General features: G+C 66.4%; 18 protein-coding genes. 10 read left to right on the top strand and 8 right to left on the bottom strand.

The window, feature by feature from the left end; translation table 11 throughout:
- The first annotated feature begins 21 nt into the window (after nt 1–21).
- From ACE37B_RS10025 to ACE37B_RS10015, 3 genes are all read left to right on the top strand, one after another.
- Nucleotides 22–750, top strand: a complete 729-nt coding sequence (locus ACE37B_RS10025; protein ID WP_409923185.1) for an ABC transporter ATP-binding protein — start codon at nt 22–24, stop codon at nt 748–750.
- 139 nt (nt 751–889) lie between these two features.
- Nucleotides 890–1696 (top strand): M23 family metallopeptidase, encoded by an 807-nt coding sequence (locus tag ACE37B_RS10020; protein ID WP_409923184.1) that lies wholly within the window; start codon nt 890–892, stop codon nt 1694–1696.
- A 150-nt stretch (nt 1697–1846) separates the two neighbouring features.
- The gene (locus ACE37B_RS10015) at nt 1847–2614 is read left to right on the top strand and encodes a M23 family metallopeptidase (RefSeq protein ID WP_409923183.1); all 768 of its coding nucleotides are present in this window, start codon (nt 1847–1849) and stop codon (nt 2612–2614) included.
- An 89-nt stretch (nt 2615–2703) separates the two neighbouring features.
- Here the strand turns inward: ACE37B_RS10015 and ACE37B_RS10010 are convergent, their stop codons facing one another.
- The 6 genes from ACE37B_RS10010 to ACE37B_RS09985 all read right to left on the bottom strand — a co-directional run bounded on the left by ACE37B_RS10010 (nt 2704) and on the right by ACE37B_RS09985 (nt 5905).
- Nucleotides 2704–3210 carry a hypothetical protein gene (locus ACE37B_RS10010; protein WP_409923182.1) on the bottom strand — a complete coding sequence of 169 codons (507 nt, stop codon included), beginning with the start codon at nt 3208–3210 and terminating at the stop codon, nt 2704–2706.
- A gap of 69 nt (nt 3211–3279) precedes the next feature.
- Entirely contained in the window at nt 3280–4161 is an 882-nt protein-coding gene (gene tilS / locus ACE37B_RS10005) for a tRNA lysidine(34) synthetase TilS (RefSeq protein ID WP_409923181.1), read from the bottom strand.
- A gap of 54 nt (nt 4162–4215) precedes the next feature.
- Complete coding sequence (locus ACE37B_RS10000) at nt 4216–4368, bottom strand: hypothetical protein (protein ID WP_409923180.1); 153 nt, start codon at nt 4366–4368, stop codon at nt 4216–4218.
- Nucleotides 4369–4481: 113 nt separating this feature from the next.
- A complete protein-coding gene (locus ACE37B_RS09995; protein WP_409923179.1) occupies nt 4482–4958 on the bottom strand; it encodes a hypothetical protein in 477 nt (158 codons plus the stop codon).
- A gap of 51 nt (nt 4959–5009) precedes the next feature.
- Nucleotides 5010–5282, bottom strand: coding sequence for a zf-HC2 domain-containing protein (locus ACE37B_RS09990; RefSeq protein WP_409923178.1), 273 nt, complete (start codon nt 5280–5282; stop codon nt 5010–5012).
- Nucleotides 5279–5905 (bottom strand): sigma-70 family RNA polymerase sigma factor, encoded by a 627-nt coding sequence (locus tag ACE37B_RS09985; protein ID WP_409923177.1) that lies wholly within the window; start codon nt 5903–5905, stop codon nt 5279–5281. Before ACE37B_RS09985 ends, ACE37B_RS09990 begins: the two co-directional genes overlap by 4 nt.
- 708 nt (nt 5906–6613) lie before the next feature.
- Here ACE37B_RS09985 and ACE37B_RS09980 point away from each other — a divergent pair.
- Complete coding sequence (locus tag ACE37B_RS09980) at nt 6614–7507, top strand: hypothetical protein (protein WP_409923176.1); 894 nt, start codon at nt 6614–6616, stop codon at nt 7505–7507.
- Between the two features lie 255 nt (nt 7508–7762).
- Here ACE37B_RS09980 and ACE37B_RS09975 read toward each other — a convergent pair whose 3' ends face one another.
- Entirely contained in the window at nt 7763–8329 is a 567-nt protein-coding gene (locus ACE37B_RS09975; RefSeq protein WP_409923175.1) for a MarR family winged helix-turn-helix transcriptional regulator, read from the bottom strand.
- 189 nt (nt 8330–8518) lie between these two features.
- On the opposite strand from ACE37B_RS09975, the gene ACE37B_RS09970 reads away from it, so the two are divergent.
- The 6 genes from ACE37B_RS09970 (at nt 8519) to ACE37B_RS09945 (ending at nt 12806) form a co-directional block, all read left to right on the top strand.
- Nucleotides 8519–9682, top strand: a complete 1164-nt coding sequence (locus ACE37B_RS09970) for a phospholipase D-like domain-containing protein (RefSeq protein ID WP_409923665.1) — start codon at nt 8519–8521, stop codon at nt 9680–9682.
- 91 nt (nt 9683–9773) lie between these two features.
- The gene (locus ACE37B_RS09965) at nt 9774–10349 is read left to right on the top strand and encodes a hypothetical protein (protein WP_409923174.1); all 576 of its coding nucleotides are present in this window, start codon (nt 9774–9776) and stop codon (nt 10347–10349) included.
- A 9-nt stretch (nt 10350–10358) separates the two neighbouring features.
- Nucleotides 10359–11177 (top strand): SigB/SigF/SigG family RNA polymerase sigma factor, encoded by an 819-nt coding sequence (locus ACE37B_RS09960; protein ID WP_409923173.1) that lies wholly within the window; start codon nt 10359–10361, stop codon nt 11175–11177.
- Nucleotides 11178–11286: 109 nt separating this feature from the next.
- Entirely contained in the window at nt 11287–11607 is a 321-nt protein-coding gene (locus tag ACE37B_RS09955; protein ID WP_409923172.1) for an STAS domain-containing protein, read from the top strand.
- A gap of 9 nt (nt 11608–11616) precedes the next feature.
- Nucleotides 11617–12072: an ATP-binding protein gene (locus ACE37B_RS09950; protein ID WP_409923171.1), complete on the top strand. Its 456-nt coding sequence runs from the start codon at nt 11617–11619 to the stop codon at nt 12070–12072.
- Nucleotides 12073–12137: 65 nt separating this feature from the next.
- A complete protein-coding gene (locus tag ACE37B_RS09945) occupies nt 12138–12806 on the top strand; it encodes a nitroreductase family protein (protein ID WP_409923170.1) in 669 nt (222 codons plus the stop codon).
- Between the two features lie 51 nt (nt 12807–12857).
- Here the strand turns inward: ACE37B_RS09945 and ACE37B_RS09940 are convergent, their stop codons facing one another.
- Nucleotides 12858–14285: an MFS transporter gene (locus ACE37B_RS09940; RefSeq protein ID WP_409923169.1), complete on the bottom strand. Its 1428-nt coding sequence runs from the start codon at nt 14283–14285 to the stop codon at nt 12858–12860.
- Between the last annotated feature and the right edge of the window lie 162 nt (nt 14286–14447).

Here is a 14447-nt window from a genome sequence, read left to right as displayed (position 1 = left end):
CTCGTCGAAGGAAGTGTCGACATGACGTCCACCACGGGATCTGCCCGCACCACATCCGGCTCACCAGATGGCACGGCGCTCGCGCTCGAGATGTCCGACGTGCGCAAGGTGTACACGATGGGCGACGACTCCCAGGTCGTCGCGCTCGACCACGCGACGTTGCAACTCGGCAGCGACGAGGTGGTCGCGCTGGTCGGCCCGTCCGGGTCGGGCAAGACCACGTTGTGTTCCATCGCCGGCGGGATCCTCTCGGCGACCGAAGGCCGCATCGTCGTGGGCGGCGAAGACATCTCCGATCACTCGCCCAAGGAACTCACCAAGTTCCGGCAGGACAAAGTGGGCTTCGTCTTCCAGTCGGTCAACCTCGTGCCGTTCCTCACGGCGCGCGAGAACCTGCTCGTCGTCGACGAACTCGGGAAGCGCACGGGGGCCGCAGCCAAACAACGTGCCGACCAGTTGCTCGAGGAACTCGGTCTCGCGGATCGCGCGAAGAACCTGCCGTCGCAACTGTCGGGTGGTCAGCGTCAACGGGTCGCGATCGGCCGGGCGCTGATGAACGAGCCGTCGCTCGTGCTCTTCGACGAACCCACCTCGGCGCTCGACACCGAACTGGGCGAGCAGGTGATGGAACTCATCCGCAACGAGATGAAATCGCGTGGGACGGCGGCGATCGTGGTCACCCATGACGAGCGAATCACGCAGTTCTGCGATCGCAGTGTGCACATCGTCGACGGACGTCTCAGCGGCTGAGCCCCTGGCCAGCGAGCATTTCGGTGCAAATATTACGGTCTGATGTCGAACGGGTGACGAGGCTGACATAGAGTTCGGTCAAGTCGAGGGCCGGTGCTGCCGATGCACAGGTGTCGTGCCTCGATCACGGACTCGCATCATGACCGCAACGTCAGACGACCACCTCCCCTCCGACCCGGCCAGCTCGGCTCGCGGCGACGCTGCGCTCGCTGTCGATCGAGCCGCCGAGCACTCGGCTGCGAGCACGACGTCGCCGGGCGAGCGTTCCGTCTCTCGCCGGTCGGTCCTCGCGCTCGGTGGTGTGGGTTCGGCGGTCGGGATCGGGGCGATCGTGCTGGCGAGAACGTCGGCGGTCGCCGAGTCCCGCGTCGAACAGTTCAACGACGCTGCCGACGCGCTGCAACCAGCACAACGCATTCCGCCCCCGACCACGACGACACCACCGACGACCGTGCCCGACATCGGATCGCTTCCGCCGCTCGAGCCCGGAGAGATCTTGTTCCCGATCATCGTCGGCCCGGATGACTACTGCTGGGTCTCCGACAGCTTCGGCGACTGCCGGGGCTCGGGGTGCAGTCGTCTGCACGAGGGCGTCGACCTGATGGCCGATCGCGGCCTCCCGGTCCGGTCGCCCGCGGCCGGACGGCTGACGAAGCGGTACGACGACAGCGGTTTGCTGTTCGGCGCCGGCAATGGCTGGACGCTCCTCGATGAGGAGAACGACGTCGCCTACCGGTTCTTCCACCTCGACACCCACGAGGAGGGCCTGGAGGTCGACGACGAGATCGCGCTGGGGCAGGTGATCGGATACGTCGGCAACACCGGCACCAACGGGGCGAACAGCAACACCAACTATCACCTTCATTTCGAGTACCGGCCGGGCAACGTGCCGATGGACTCGTTCCATCTGCTCCAACGCGACCCCAACGCCTCGTTCCAGTCGTGAGATCGTTCCCGTCGTGAGCTCGACCGCGGGCGCCGCGTCGGATCGCACGGCCCCGTGGTGTATTGCAGTTCGATGTCGAAATGGCAACGGGGTCGTCATAGACTCTCGAACGCGTCGCAGCACGACCCGACGGCGCCGATCCACGAGACGATGACGCACCCGTACGACCACGATCCGAACTGCGCTTGTTCGGCAGGGGACGATCCACCTGCGCGGCCTCGCGGCATCTCCCGGCGCGGGGTGCTCGGCGCGGCGCTCGCCGGATTCGGCGTCGTTGGCTTGTCACGAGTCGGCGCTGCGTCGCCCGGTGTCGACGAGCTCAACGGTGCGGGATCCGCCCTGTTGCCAGCCACACGCATTCCGCCGCCGACCACCACCTTGCCCACCACCCTGCCCACCACCCTGCCCACCACGATCCCGCCCGCCGGCGGCATCGACCCGACCGATCTGACCACCGTCGTCGGACCTCTGCCGTTCACGCCGCCCGAACCGGGAGAGATGCTCTTTCCGATCGTCGTCGGCGAAGGGGACCACTGCGGCGTGCTGAACAACTACGGCGATCGCCGCGGCCGAACCGACGGCTACTTCCATCAAGGTGTCGACATCATGGCCGACGGTGGACTCCCGATCCGTGCGGTCGTCGACGGTGTGCTGACCCAGTGGTACACCGGGCGATTCAACGGTTGGCGACTGTATGACGACGTCAACGACGTGCTCTACAAGTACTTCCACAACACGCCGAACCCGAACGGCTGGGTCGAAGGCGATCGTGTCGCGCAGGGCGACATCATCGGCTTCGTCGGCGACACCGGCACGTCGCCGGGCAACTACCACCTCCACTTCGAGTACCGCCCCGGCGACGTCCCCGCCGATGCGTACCCGCTGCTCCAACGCCCCGAAAACGTGCTGTTCTGGTGACGTGACGCGCCGGTCGCTGACCGGCGAGATGACGGGCCGGACCTGAGTTTCGGCTCGAGAGGCTGACCGATGGAGTCGCAGCCTGCGAACTAGCGCAGCGTGTGGGCGCGCATGATGATCGCGCGGGCGAAGGGATCGAGCTGGCGTCCGGCGATGCGCTCGGTGACCTGGATGGCCTGCGTCGGATCTTCGACGAGGCCCGCCCAGCGGATGTAGCCGCCCATCACCCCGATGACCCGGTCGCCGAGCTCTTCGGCGTGGACGAGCAACTTGGTGCCGTGGTTGAGCAGCTCGCGGATCTCGGTGTAGAGCGCCTTGAGGTATGGGTCGGGATGCTCGGAGTTGAACGGTCGGTGCCGATACGGCAACTGCAACTCGTCGTAGTTGTGCAAGTTGTGTGGTGCCGCGATGATCGAGATCACACAGGTGAACCCGTTTTCGCGCAGCCAGATGATCTCTTCTTGGCGACGCACTCGGCGGTGGCTGTCGCCGACACCGCCCGGTCGCTCGCAGATCGCCAGTTTGTCCTTGAGGACCCAGGTGAAGTTTCGTGGCGTGATACCGAGCGCCCACTTGCCTCGAAGTCGTGGTGCCATCAGCGAACTCCAGGTCGTGAGATGAAAAAGTGGGCGAGTGTGCACATGAGCGCAGGTCACGTTACTTGCTCAGTCGGTTTCGCGAAAATGCGCGAGTCGCTGGCGTGTTCGCGTGATTCGTCCGCCGCCATTGATCTCGCAGGCGGCGCTGCGTCCGGCCGCAACATCGAGCACGCGTTCGATCGACGCAGCGTCCGGCGGGTACCCGTCGACGGTCAGCCACGCTCGAATTGCACGGCGCGCCAGCGGTCGCGGTGCCGCCGCCACCGCCCGAGCGTCGGTCGGGTCGAGTTCCGATGCGAGTTGATCGAGGAACCGGTCGTCGTCTCCGAGCAGATCGGCGGCGCGCACGAGCAGCGGTGTGACGTCACGTTCGGCGATGTCGTCGAGCAGCGGGATCGCTTCGAGCCGAAGCCGATTGCGACGGAACCGCGGCGATGAGTTCGTCGGATCGGTGACCGGGTCGAGGTCGAGCGCCGCACACACGGCGAGTGTGTCGGCGCGACGCAAGCGCAGGATCGGGTGGAGCACCGACCGATCCATGCCCGACAAGCCGGTCGCCCCGCTGCCGCGCAGGAGCGCGAGCAAGACGGTTTCGGCTTGATCGTCGGCGGTGTGGCCGGTGAGCGCATCGGGTCCGAGCAGCCGACGGCGAGCGATGCGTGCACGGTGCTCGAGGTTCGGTCCGTCCTGCACTGCCGCGCGTTCGTACCGGAAGTCGGCGCCGAGCGTGTCGGCGATCCGGCGGGCGGCAGCGGCGTCGACCTCGGCGTCGGGGCGCAGCCCGTGATCCACGTGGACCGCGGTGACGAGCAGGCCAGCGTGCACTGCGAGCGCGACCAGCGCGCTCGAGTCGGCGCCGCCGGACAGGCCGCAGACGACCGAGGTGCCAGCGTCGGGAAACGTGCAGCGACCCAGCAGGTCGTCGAACAGCGACTCGGCGCTCCTCACGACACGACGCTCCTCACGACGCCGAACCGGGTGGCCGCGCGCTGGTGAATCAGCTCAGAGATCGTTCTGGCGGCCGCGTTTGCCGCCGGGATGACGCTGCGACGCGACGCTCTTGAGGTAGGCGCCGACGAGGCTCAACGAAGCGAGCACGGCGACACCCGTCAGGGCGACGCCGATCCACCAGTGCCAGATCTCCGCTGCAAGCATCCGTCCAGGCTACTGCCCCGGTCGCCGGAGTCCCAGCCCAGTGCCGCGAGTCGGGTCGCGGTCGACGCGCATCCGACTCGCCGTCCGTCTCGCATCCCTGCTTCCCGTCCGTCTCAGACGGTCGCGGCGGTCGCCGTCATCGCGAGTGTCGCGATGACGGCGACGACCAAGCCGCGCAGCGTCCAGGCCGCCGTTCGAATCCAGTTCGTCGCGACGAGTCGGTGGTGCGACTCGGTATCGAACCGGTGTGTGAGGCGTTCGTGGAGTGGGACCGACACCAACGCCGTCGTCCCATACGCAACGGCCATCAGCGCGAGCGCCACGATCGTGAGCCAGCGGTCGACGCCGTCGGGAGGCCGAGCGACGAGCAGCAGACCGGTGACGCCCTCGGCTGCCATGAACGGCCCGACGACGATCGAGATGCTGGAGCGGTGACGTTCACCGAAGCGCACCCATAGTGCGTCGTCGTCACCACGATCGACCGAATCGAAGATCGGATAGTGCACGAGTTGGATCACCCAGATCACGCCCGTCATCGCCCAGGTCGAGGCCACGGCGATCGTGACGATCAGGGCATCGGTGCTCGACACGGTGGAGTTCCTGGCCCTCGGTGTGTGCGCAGTGAGCGAGCCGTCAAGAGCTCAGCCGATGACGCCGTCACCGTCGAAGTCGGTGCTGAAGCATCGCTCGATCCGGGCGAGGAGGTCGGGAGGCATCTCTTCGTTGCGGCACTTCTCGCCGATGACCTGCTTCAGTTCGGCGTGGAAATCGAACGCTCCGTGACAGTCGGGGCAGCACTCGAGGTGGTGATGGATCGACGCCTTTGCAGCAGGCGAGAGTTCGTCATCGAGAAAGGCGTCGAGTTCTTTGAGCGTCGCGGCACAATCTGGCTCGTCACATTCGTCCATCTTCATCGCTCCGTTGCCGAGGGGGAGGTGGGGGTCCCTGCGTTCTTTGCGTCGAGTTCGGCGATCGCACTTCGGGCGATCCCGTTCTCGACGGCATAGTCGTACAACGCCTTCTGCATCGCTTTTCTTCCCCGATGGAGCCGCGACATCACGGTGCCGATCGGGATCTCCAACATCTCGGCGATCTCCTTGTACGCGAATCCCTCGATGTCGGCGAGGATCACCGGCATCCGGAAGTTGTCGGGCAGGCTGTCGAGGGCCTGCTTCACCTCGTCGTCGGGGAGCATCTCCATCAGCGATTGTTCGGCCGAGCGGCCGATAGAGGGATCCTCGAACGAGCCCAGCCGCTTGTAGAGGTAGAGATCCTCGACGTCGGCGAGGTCGCTCTCGTCGAAGCGTCGCTGCTTGGCCCGGTACGTGTTGATGTACGTGTTGGTCAGGATCCGGAACAGCCAGGCGCGCAGGTTGGTGCCCTCGGTGAACGTGTGAAAGCTGCGGAACCCCTTCAGGTACGCCTCTTGCACGAGGTCCTCGGCATCGGCCTTGTTGCGCGTCATTCGCATCGCTGCGGCGTACAACTGTGGCGCGTACTGCATCGCCTGATCTGCGAAGTCGGCTTGGTCTGCCATCGACGTCGAAACTAGCCCTCGGAACGGGCGGTCGTGAGATCGCTCGGCGATCTGGCAGCGAACGCCGCCGTTCGGGGAGCGTCCGCCGAGTGGAAGCTTCTCCGTCATCGCGTAACGGGATGTTGTTCGTCAGCGAGCCCGAGCGAGAGGGGGCGGTCACTGGGTTCGTCGGCGCCGCGCCGCCGTTCGCGCAATCGATGTTGTCCAACATTGCGCAGAACAGATCGCCGAACCTACGGTGAGGTGCCATGAAGCGTGCAGATGCAGTGCGAATTCGGTCAACGCGACGTCGTGGCCGGAGTGCGGTCGCCGGTCTCGTCGCAGTTGCGTCGCTTGCCGCAGTGCCGGCTTCGGTCGCTCACGCCGCGCCCTTGCCGGCTGTCAGTGGTTCTGGCTCGTCGGTGTGTGTTGCGGTGCCGGGTGGTGGGGCTGGTGATGTGGCGGTGGTGAACATCACGAACACTGGTGCGTGGTGAGTCGTCGTTCCCGACGACCGAATCGACGACTGCAGCCATCAAACCCCCGAACGCGAACTGGGAGACTCAGAAGCGCTGGAACCATCGGGATCTTGTATCTGCCGGAGTGTCTGCGACAGATGGGCAGACGACGACGGTCGAGATCCGGAGCCGCGATATCGACACCGATGGACCCTTCTATGAGCCTCCACCCACCGAGTTCTGGTCCCGTAGCTCCGTTGACGGAGCCTGGGTGCAACTGGCCTCCCCGCCCAGTCTCTTCAGCGGGTGGGTGGACGACATGTACATCCTCGACGATGGCTCGACCTACGTCTCGTATGACCAGAGTTCTGTCGGCGTGGGCGGCGACGTCCGAATCGAAGGGATTCTGTCCGCTGACTCCGGATGGGAGGAAACCGGCGTCGAGAATCTTCCCACGAACGAGTTCTACGACCTCTCCGACAACTCGGCGTCCATTCGACGGGCAGCGGACGCGCAGAACAGCTCCGGGAGTCTGGTCAGCGTCGAGTTCTTCGAGAAGAACGGCGTCGTTCAAGACGTGAAGGTGGTGACGCGCACCGTGGATCTGATCACGGGAACGTCGACCTCGTCAGTGGACGACCTTCCCACCTTCGATCCTGGATCGGTTGGTACCCCGTCGGATCCTGGCTTCGCAGGAGTCTCCGAGCTCGAAGTCAGTGAGAACGGCGCGGTGGCCGTCTCCTTGCTGACCTCGTTGTCGGACGGCACGTACTCGTCTCGATTGGCAATCAAACGCGACGGCTCCTGGCAGGAGATCGACGCGCCGGCCGAGTCCATTCGAGATGGCCAAGTGTTCGGCGGTTGGGATCGACGAGACGACCGGGATCAGCTCGAGTTCGTCGACTCGGACGTCGTGATGGTCAAGGGGTATCAGCATCCGAGCGAAGATCCGTCCTGCTTGGCGAGCCTCAGCTGTTTCGCGTTGCTCTATCGGATCGACGGCGAGAACGAGACGAGCTGGAGCTCGATGAACACCTCGTCGGGGCAACTCGCGGGGCCGATCGAGTTTCTCGAGGTGATCGATGATTCGCTCAACTACGGAATCGAGATCCGTGGCTACACATCCGAGGGTGCATTGGACGCCGCAGAGATTCTGTTCGTCTAGGACCGTGGGTACGCATCGCCGTGTGACGGTGAGGCACGTGGAGGACCTGGCTGATGCCCGCTACTGCTCGACCAGCAACATCGCCGACGCCACGCAAGCCGCCACCTGCTGACCCGCCAGAGCACGCCCGACAAGACCTCCAGACCCAAGACCATCAGCGCAACCCTCGGCCACGCTCAGGCCCACACCGATCGCGGCACTCGTGCACCCGTCACCGCTCACCCCGGCCACCACAACCGATTCAGACTCACGGTCCTACTGCCTGGCCGTGCCGGTGGTGTCCGGGGTCTCGGCGTCGTGGCTGGTGTGAGGGTCGGGGGCGGTGCCGAGTCGTTCGCACACGTGATCGAGGGCGTCGACGAAACGGTCGAGCATCACCGCCAGGTCGGCACGTTCGTGCGGCGTGAACTCCGAGAGGATCAGCGCCATCGTGTGCGAGCGACGAGCGTCGACGTCGGCGTGCCGAGTGCGTCCGTCTTTGGTGATCCTCACCATCACGACGCGACCGTCGTCGGGCGAGGGGAACCGTTCGGCGAGTCCGTCGTCGACGAGGCGTTGCACGGCGCGTGTCGCCGACGACGGATCGATACGCAGACGGGCGGCGAGGCCGCGCATCGTGCGGTCGCTGCGGGTCAGCAGATCGAGCGCGTCCATCTGCCCCTGTTCGAGCGGGTCGTCGTCGCCGTAGAGGTACTCGCGCAGGTTCGCCGTCCACGCGCCGCGGCGCAACTCGATCCAGGCTCGCCCGACTCGGATCGCGTTCTCGCGATCGATCGGGTTCGAGAAGTCGACCGTGGCGCGCTCGTCGGACGGTGCGCTCATCGCTGCCTCGGTGATCGAGGCGCGGGCCCGGTCGGTTCGCTGAAGGCCAACATCGTCGCCCGAACGTTATCGAGACGAGTGTGGTGCCAGCGGAGTGGCCGACCGCCGCTGCGGCGTGAGGTCGCCGTCGTCGCTCTTGCGTCCGGATGTCGCAGTCGGTCGTTCGGCTGAGAGACTGCCGTCGTGGCGATGTCGGAAGCGGAGTGGACCGATCGACTGCACGGCCTGCTCGGGATGGCGCCGTCGGTCGGCAACGAGATCACCGTGCTGCGCAATGGTGACGAGATCTTTCCCGCGATGCTCGACGCGATCGCACGTGCGGAGCACACCGTCGACTTCGTCACCTTCGTGTACTGGCGCGGTGACATCGCCGTCGAGTTCGCCGAGGCGTTCGCGGCAGCAGCCGAGCGCGGTTGTGCGGTCCGCGTGCTCCTCGACGCGGTCGGCGCACGCAAGATCGACCCGGCGCTGGTCGTGCGCATGCGTGAGGCGGGTTGCGAAGTCCGATGGTTCCGTCCGTTCTTCGAGGGCCGAGTGCCCAAGATCGTCGAGGCGAACCGACGCACGCATCGCAAGATCCTCGTCTGCGATGGCACGGTCGGCTTCTGTGGGGGCGTCGGCATCGCGCAGGAATGGACGGGCAACGCCCAGGGTCCCGACGAGTGGCGTGACACGCACCTGCGCGTCGTCGGGCCGGCCGTCGCGGGCCTGCACGTGGCGTTCATCGACAACTGGGCGGACCAGTACGACGACGGGTTCGATCCTCGCAACGAACGCGCCATCGATCTCACGCCGCGAGGGGACAGCACCTGCTTCGTCGTGCGCGGGTCGGCCGAGACGGGGGCCAGCGATGTGTGGCGCCTCCTGATGGCACTGCTCGGCCTGGCCGAGAAGCGCGTGCGGATCGCGTCGGCGTACTTCAATCCCGACACCCACATGATGAGCGAGCTCGAGGCCGCGGTCGAGCGTGGCGTCGTGGTGACGTTGCTGGTACCGGGCGAGCATGCCGACAAACGCTTCATCCAGATCGCCGGCGAGCAGTCGTACCAACGCCTGCTCGACGCTGGTGTCGAGATCCGGACCTACGAGGTGTCGATGATGCACGCCAAGGTCATCACCGTCGACGGCAAGGTCGCGTCGGTCGGCTCGACCAACTTCAACCAACGGTCGATGCAGCACGACGAGGAGGCCAACGTGGTCGTGGTCGACGCCGAGGTCGTCGCGGTCCTCGACGCGCACCTCGACAACGATCTTCGAGCGTCGATCGAACTCGATCCGACGCGGTGGGCCGGCCGAGGGATGCCGCAACGGATGGCCGAACGCGTGTCGACGGTCGTCGAACGCTGGCTCTGACGCGTCGCAGCGCGGCGATGGTCGAGCGTGGAGGTCGAGCGGGGAGGTCGAGCGTGGAGGTCGAGCGGATCGGTCCGGTACTGTTCGGTCGATGCAGGGTTCCGCGGTCGTCGACGATCTCGCCAGTTTCGCCGTCGAGTTGACCGTGCCGCTCGGAACCCGTCACGCGATGACGGTGCGCACGGTCGTCGCATCGGTTGCGGCCGACATCGGGCTGAACGTCGACGACATCGACGACCTGCGACTCGCCGTGAGCGAGGTGTTCACCATTCTCGTCGAGGGGGCGCGGGCCCCGGACGGCGATCTGACGGCCGTGACTCGCTGTGCTGTTCGCCTCGAGGCGGTCGACGGCGATTCGTCGCCGTCGATGATCGTCACGCTGACGCCGGTGATGCCCGAGGGCTCGACCGGCACCGCGCCGGCTGCGGCCGCCACGCCAACCGCCACTTCAACCGCCACGCCAACCGCCACGCCAACCGCCACTTCAACCGCTACGCCAACCGCCGTGTCCGAGCCGGTCTCCGAGCCAGCCGTCGAACTCGACTCGTTGGCGCGATCGATCCTCGAGTCGGTGGTTGACGGCTACGACCTCGTCGGCGGCGGCGTCGTGCTCCACAAACGACGTGCCCCATCCGCCGACGCTGCTGCGTTCGAACGTTCGATCTGAGGTCGCTTGGTGTGCGACGAGGGCGCCCACGACGACCGGGACTCCGACGAGACGCGCGCTGATGCGAGCTCGGCGAGCCACGATCTGGACCCGGAACTCGAGCTGTTTCGCGAGTATGCAGCAACGCGCGAGCGATCGGTGCGCAATCGACTGGTCGAGGACTACATGGGTCTCGCAGGCCATGTCGTCAAGCGCTTCAGTCGAGACGGCCGCCACGACGACGATCTGCGGCAAGTGGCGATGGTCGGTCTCGTGCGCGCGGTCGATCGTTTCGACCCTGAGCATGGGTCGCCGTTCGGTGCGTTCGCGGTGCCGGTGATCGAAGGGGAACTCAAGCGGCACTTCCGGGATCGGTCGTGGACGATCAAGGTGTCACGGTCCGCGCAGGAACTGCACTTGTTGGTTCGCAACGCCGTACGCGAACTCGAACAACTCGACGGCCGCTCGCCGGGCGTCGACCGGATCGCTCAGCACTTGCGCATCGAGCGCGACGACGTCGTGCTCGGACTCGCTGCGACGAGCGCAGCACGTGTCGGCACGCTCGATGTACCAGCTGGTGACGGTGCGGGCGCCGCTGATCGCCAGGCTGCGCTCGGGGTGTTCGACCGGGCGTTCATCGATCGCGAGAACGACGTGGTCCTCGACGACGTGCTCCGGCGTCTTCCCGAACGCGAGCGAGAGATCGTGCGCTTGCGTTTCTACGACGACTTGTCACAGACCGAGATCGCGGAGCGCATGGGCATCTCGCAGATGCACGTGAGTCGCTTGCTGCGTCAGACGTTCGAGCAGCTCCGAAGCTGGATGAGCGACGATCTCGATCGCCCCTGACCGTTGTGAACCTGCTCGGCACCGCCTCGCGAACCGGTGCCAGTACGTGGCCAGCACGGGGCCAGCACGGTCTCCATCCGGTCTTCGGGTGAGATGTAGGCTCGGGGAGATGTCACCCCCGCAGTCACGTCTCGACATCCACGTCGGCGACGCCGAGCTCCGCGTGTCGGGCGAGATCGATGCGCACAGTGCCGCAGAACTCGCCGACCGACTCGCTGCGATGCCCGCCGATCGTGATCGTCGCCTCGACGTGTCGGCCGTCGACTTCATGGACTCGAGTGGCTTGCGGGTTCTGATCGATGCGCATCAGACCGCCGAAGAACTCGGCACCCGCCTCGTCTTGGTCTCGCCAGGCCCTGCGGTGAGTCGAATCATCGAAGTGAGTGGGCTGACCAACCATCTGCACGTCGACCACGCCGACTCCGTGTAGGTGGCTCTGGTGCGCGGGCTCGAATCGAACGACGGTGGTGCGATCTCGCGCAGCGTCGACGTCTCCGACTCGCGCGCAGCGTTCGAGCGGCGGGTGCGTGTCGGCGCCGACCTGGAAAATCTGGCGACGTTGCGCGAACAGACCAAGGCGTTCGTCCGGCAGGGGGGTGGGGGCGGTGATCTCGCCGAAGACTTCGGTCTCGCGGTGAGCGAACTGGCCACCAACGTCGTGCAGCATTCCGGCGCCGAGTACATCACGGTCACCTTGCGACGCGATGACGAGTCGTGGCGCCTCGATGTCGACGACGCTGATGGTGTGCCGGAGATCGACGCCATGGCCGCCCCCGAGGCGTCGACTCCGACGGGGCGAGGCCTCGTCGTGGTGCGGGCGATCATGGACGACGTCCGCGTGGTCGAGGTCGGCGGTGGCACGGTGTTGCGCTGCGTCAGATGGTCTCGAACCTGACGGTCATGACGGCGTGACGCGACGGCAGGTTCTCGCCGTGGTCGCCGGTCCGCGAGACTGCGTCGATGGCAGATCTCTACGAGACGATGAGCACACTTCGAGCCGTTCGCAAGCTGCGGCCCGATCCGATTCCCGGCGACGTGCTCGAGCGCGTGCTGCAAGCCGCCTGCTGGGCGCCGACTGGCGGCAACACACAGCCGTGGCGTGTGGTCGTCGCGACGGAGCCGGGCACGAAGCGCGCGCTCCAGGACGTCTACGAGCCCGAGTGGGAGCGCTACTCGGCCGGTTTCATGAAGATGATGGAGCGGCTGCCCGCCGACGAGTACGCGAAGTGGCAACGCGTCGCTGCGGCCGGTGACCATCTCGCACAGCACCTCGCCGAGGCTCCGGCCATTCTCGTCTTCTGCGCGAATCCGGCGATGATGGCGATCACCGACGCCAAGCTCGACCGCGTCAGCCTCGTCGGTGGGGGGTCGGTCTATCCCGCCGTGCAGAACGCGATGCTGGCCTGCGTCGCCGAAGGCCTGGGATGCACGCTCACGACGTTGCACTGCCTACGCGAAGACGACGTCAAGGCGGCCCTCGACATCCCGGCCGACTGGGCCACCGTCGCATTGGTGCCGATCGGCTACCCCGTCGGCAAGGGCCACGGCCCGATCACGCGTCAGCCGCCCGCGGCGCTCGCGTACCGTGACCGCTTCGGCGCGACGTGGGCGGACGACACCGCCGGCTGACACCATGCGCTGCCGGACGGGTCCGGCCCGCTCCGACTCGGTCGACGCTGGTCAGGCTCGGTTGGACGAGGTGACCATCAGGCCGCCGATCAGCCCGAACGCGGTCACGATCGCACCGAAACCGAAGACGAGCGCGAAGTCATCGGGTCCGCGTCCGTCACCGAGCACGGTGAACATCGCCTGGATGCCGGTGAGCATGCCGATGTTCATCATCGTCGTGCCCATCGCGTTCGCGATGCCGAGGTCGCCTTCGTCGACCGCCGCGGCGATCACCGTGGTGTAGGCGGGTGATGCCAGGCCCATCGCCGTGCCGGAGAGGATCAGCCCGAGGACGACCATCGGCAGGCTGGTCCAGTGCGCGCCGAACACCCAGGCGATCATCGACAGCACCATCAGCACCGATCCGCTCACGATCATGGATCGTTCGCCCACCGTGTTCGCCAGCCGTCCACCGACCGGCGACAGCACGCTGTACACGAGTGGGCGGGCGAGCAAGACGAGGGCGATCGCCGCCACGGAGTAGCCGAACAGTTCGTCGAGCAGCAGCGGCGCGATCAAGAATCCGCCCATGTAGGCGAACTGGCTGAGCGGCTGTGCGATCAGCGGGCCGGTGAAGTTGGGTCGACGAAAGTAGCGAAGCTTCAGCAACGGATGGCTGACGCGCTGCTCGATGCGAATGAACACCAGCAGCGACACGACCGACGCGGCGGCGAGTGCCAGTGCTGGCCCGTCGGCAAACGAGGTCGACGAGCCCTGTTCGAGGAACAGCAGGAACGTCAACGTCGCCGTGCCGAGGGTGGCGGCGCCGAGCCAGTCGATCGGGATCGGCTCGCCCCGCGGCGAGGGTTTGATCACCTTCCACGACGCGATGACCCCGCCGAACGAGATCGGGGCGAGGACGGCGAAGATGTAGCGCCAGCCGAACGCGTCGATCAGCGGCCCACCGATGACGAGGCCGATGACCGGAGCGCCCGTCATCGCCATCTGGAACCAACCCATCGCTTCCGATCGGCGTTGCAGCGAGTACGCAGCCATGATCAGCGCCATCCCGTTCGGCATGGTGGCGGAGATGCCGAGGCCGACGATCATGCGTGCCGCGACGAACGCTTCGGCGGTCGGGGCCAGCCCGCAGAGGATCGTGCCGACGCTGAGAATGGTGGCGCCCGTGAGGAAGAGCCGGCGGTGGCCGTAGATGTCGCCGAGTCGGCCGAAGATCGGGGTGCCGACCGCCATCACCAGGAACAGCCCGGTGACCGACCACGCCAGGAAGGCTTCCGACGAGTCCAGGTCGTCGGCCATCGTCGGCAGCGAGGCCGACACGATCGTCATCGACGACGAGAACACCACGACGCCGGCGATGACGGTGATGAGCAGCCGCCGCGGGTACGGGTCGGGTCGCGCGGGGGTCGTTGCGGCGACCGTTGCGGGGGTCGTTGCGGCGACCGTTGCGGCGCGACTGGACCGGTCGAGGCGACTCATCGATAGTGACCCTATGCAACGAATCGCATGACGACGGTGCTCGCGCCGACGTGACATCGGTCGGTGCCCGCAAAGATTTTTCGTGCATTCGCGCGTGAGCACCGGACAGTCGACAGCACGACCAGCTCGACGAGCACCGTCTCGAAGCAGTGGACGAGCTCG

Origin of the sequence: Ilumatobacter sp. (assembly GCF_046290335.1) — a bacterium.
Lineage (GTDB): Bacteria > Actinomycetota > Acidimicrobiia > Acidimicrobiales > Ilumatobacteraceae > Ilumatobacter_A.
The sequence above is the reverse complement of the archived record's forward strand: the minus strand, read 5'-3'. Positions and strand labels throughout refer to the sequence as shown.

Excerpts from the sequence above, each read along its gene's own strand:
- ACE37B_RS10020 (WP_409923184.1), top strand. The coding sequence starts at position 890 with ATGACCGCAACGTCAGACGACCACCTCCCCTCCGACCCGGCCAGCTCG.
- ACE37B_RS10015 (WP_409923183.1), top strand. The coding sequence starts at position 1,847 with ATGACGCACCCGTACGACCACGATCCGAACTGCGCTTGTTCGGCAGGG.
- ACE37B_RS09940 (WP_409923169.1), bottom strand. The coding sequence starts at position 14,285 with ATGAGTCGCCTCGACCGGTCCAGTCGCGCCGCAACGGTCGCCGCAACG.
- ACE37B_RS10025 (WP_409923185.1), top strand. The coding sequence starts at position 22 with ATGACGTCCACCACGGGATCTGCCCGCACCACATCCGGCTCACCAGAT.
- ACE37B_RS09985 (WP_409923177.1), bottom strand. The coding sequence starts at position 5,905 with ATGGCAGACCAAGCCGACTTCGCAGATCAGGCGATGCAGTACGCGCCA.
- ACE37B_RS09975 (WP_409923175.1), bottom strand. The coding sequence starts at position 8,329 with ATGAGCGCACCGTCCGACGAGCGCGCCACGGTCGACTTCTCGAACCCG.
- ACE37B_RS10000 (WP_409923180.1), bottom strand. The coding sequence starts at position 4,368 with ATGCTTGCAGCGGAGATCTGGCACTGGTGGATCGGCGTCGCCCTGACG.
- ACE37B_RS09945 (WP_409923170.1), top strand. The coding sequence starts at position 12,138 with ATGGCAGATCTCTACGAGACGATGAGCACACTTCGAGCCGTTCGCAAG.
- ACE37B_RS10010 (WP_409923182.1), bottom strand. The coding sequence starts at position 3,210 with ATGGCACCACGACTTCGAGGCAAGTGGGCGCTCGGTATCACGCCACGA.
- ACE37B_RS09965 (WP_409923174.1), top strand. The coding sequence starts at position 9,774 with ATGCAGGGTTCCGCGGTCGTCGACGATCTCGCCAGTTTCGCCGTCGAG.
- ACE37B_RS09970 (WP_409923665.1), top strand. The coding sequence starts at position 8,519 with ATGTCGGAAGCGGAGTGGACCGATCGACTGCACGGCCTGCTCGGGATG.
- ACE37B_RS09955 (WP_409923172.1), top strand. The coding sequence starts at position 11,287 with ATGTCACCCCCGCAGTCACGTCTCGACATCCACGTCGGCGACGCCGAG.
- ACE37B_RS09990 (WP_409923178.1), bottom strand. The coding sequence starts at position 5,282 with ATGAAGATGGACGAATGTGACGAGCCAGATTGTGCCGCGACGCTCAAA.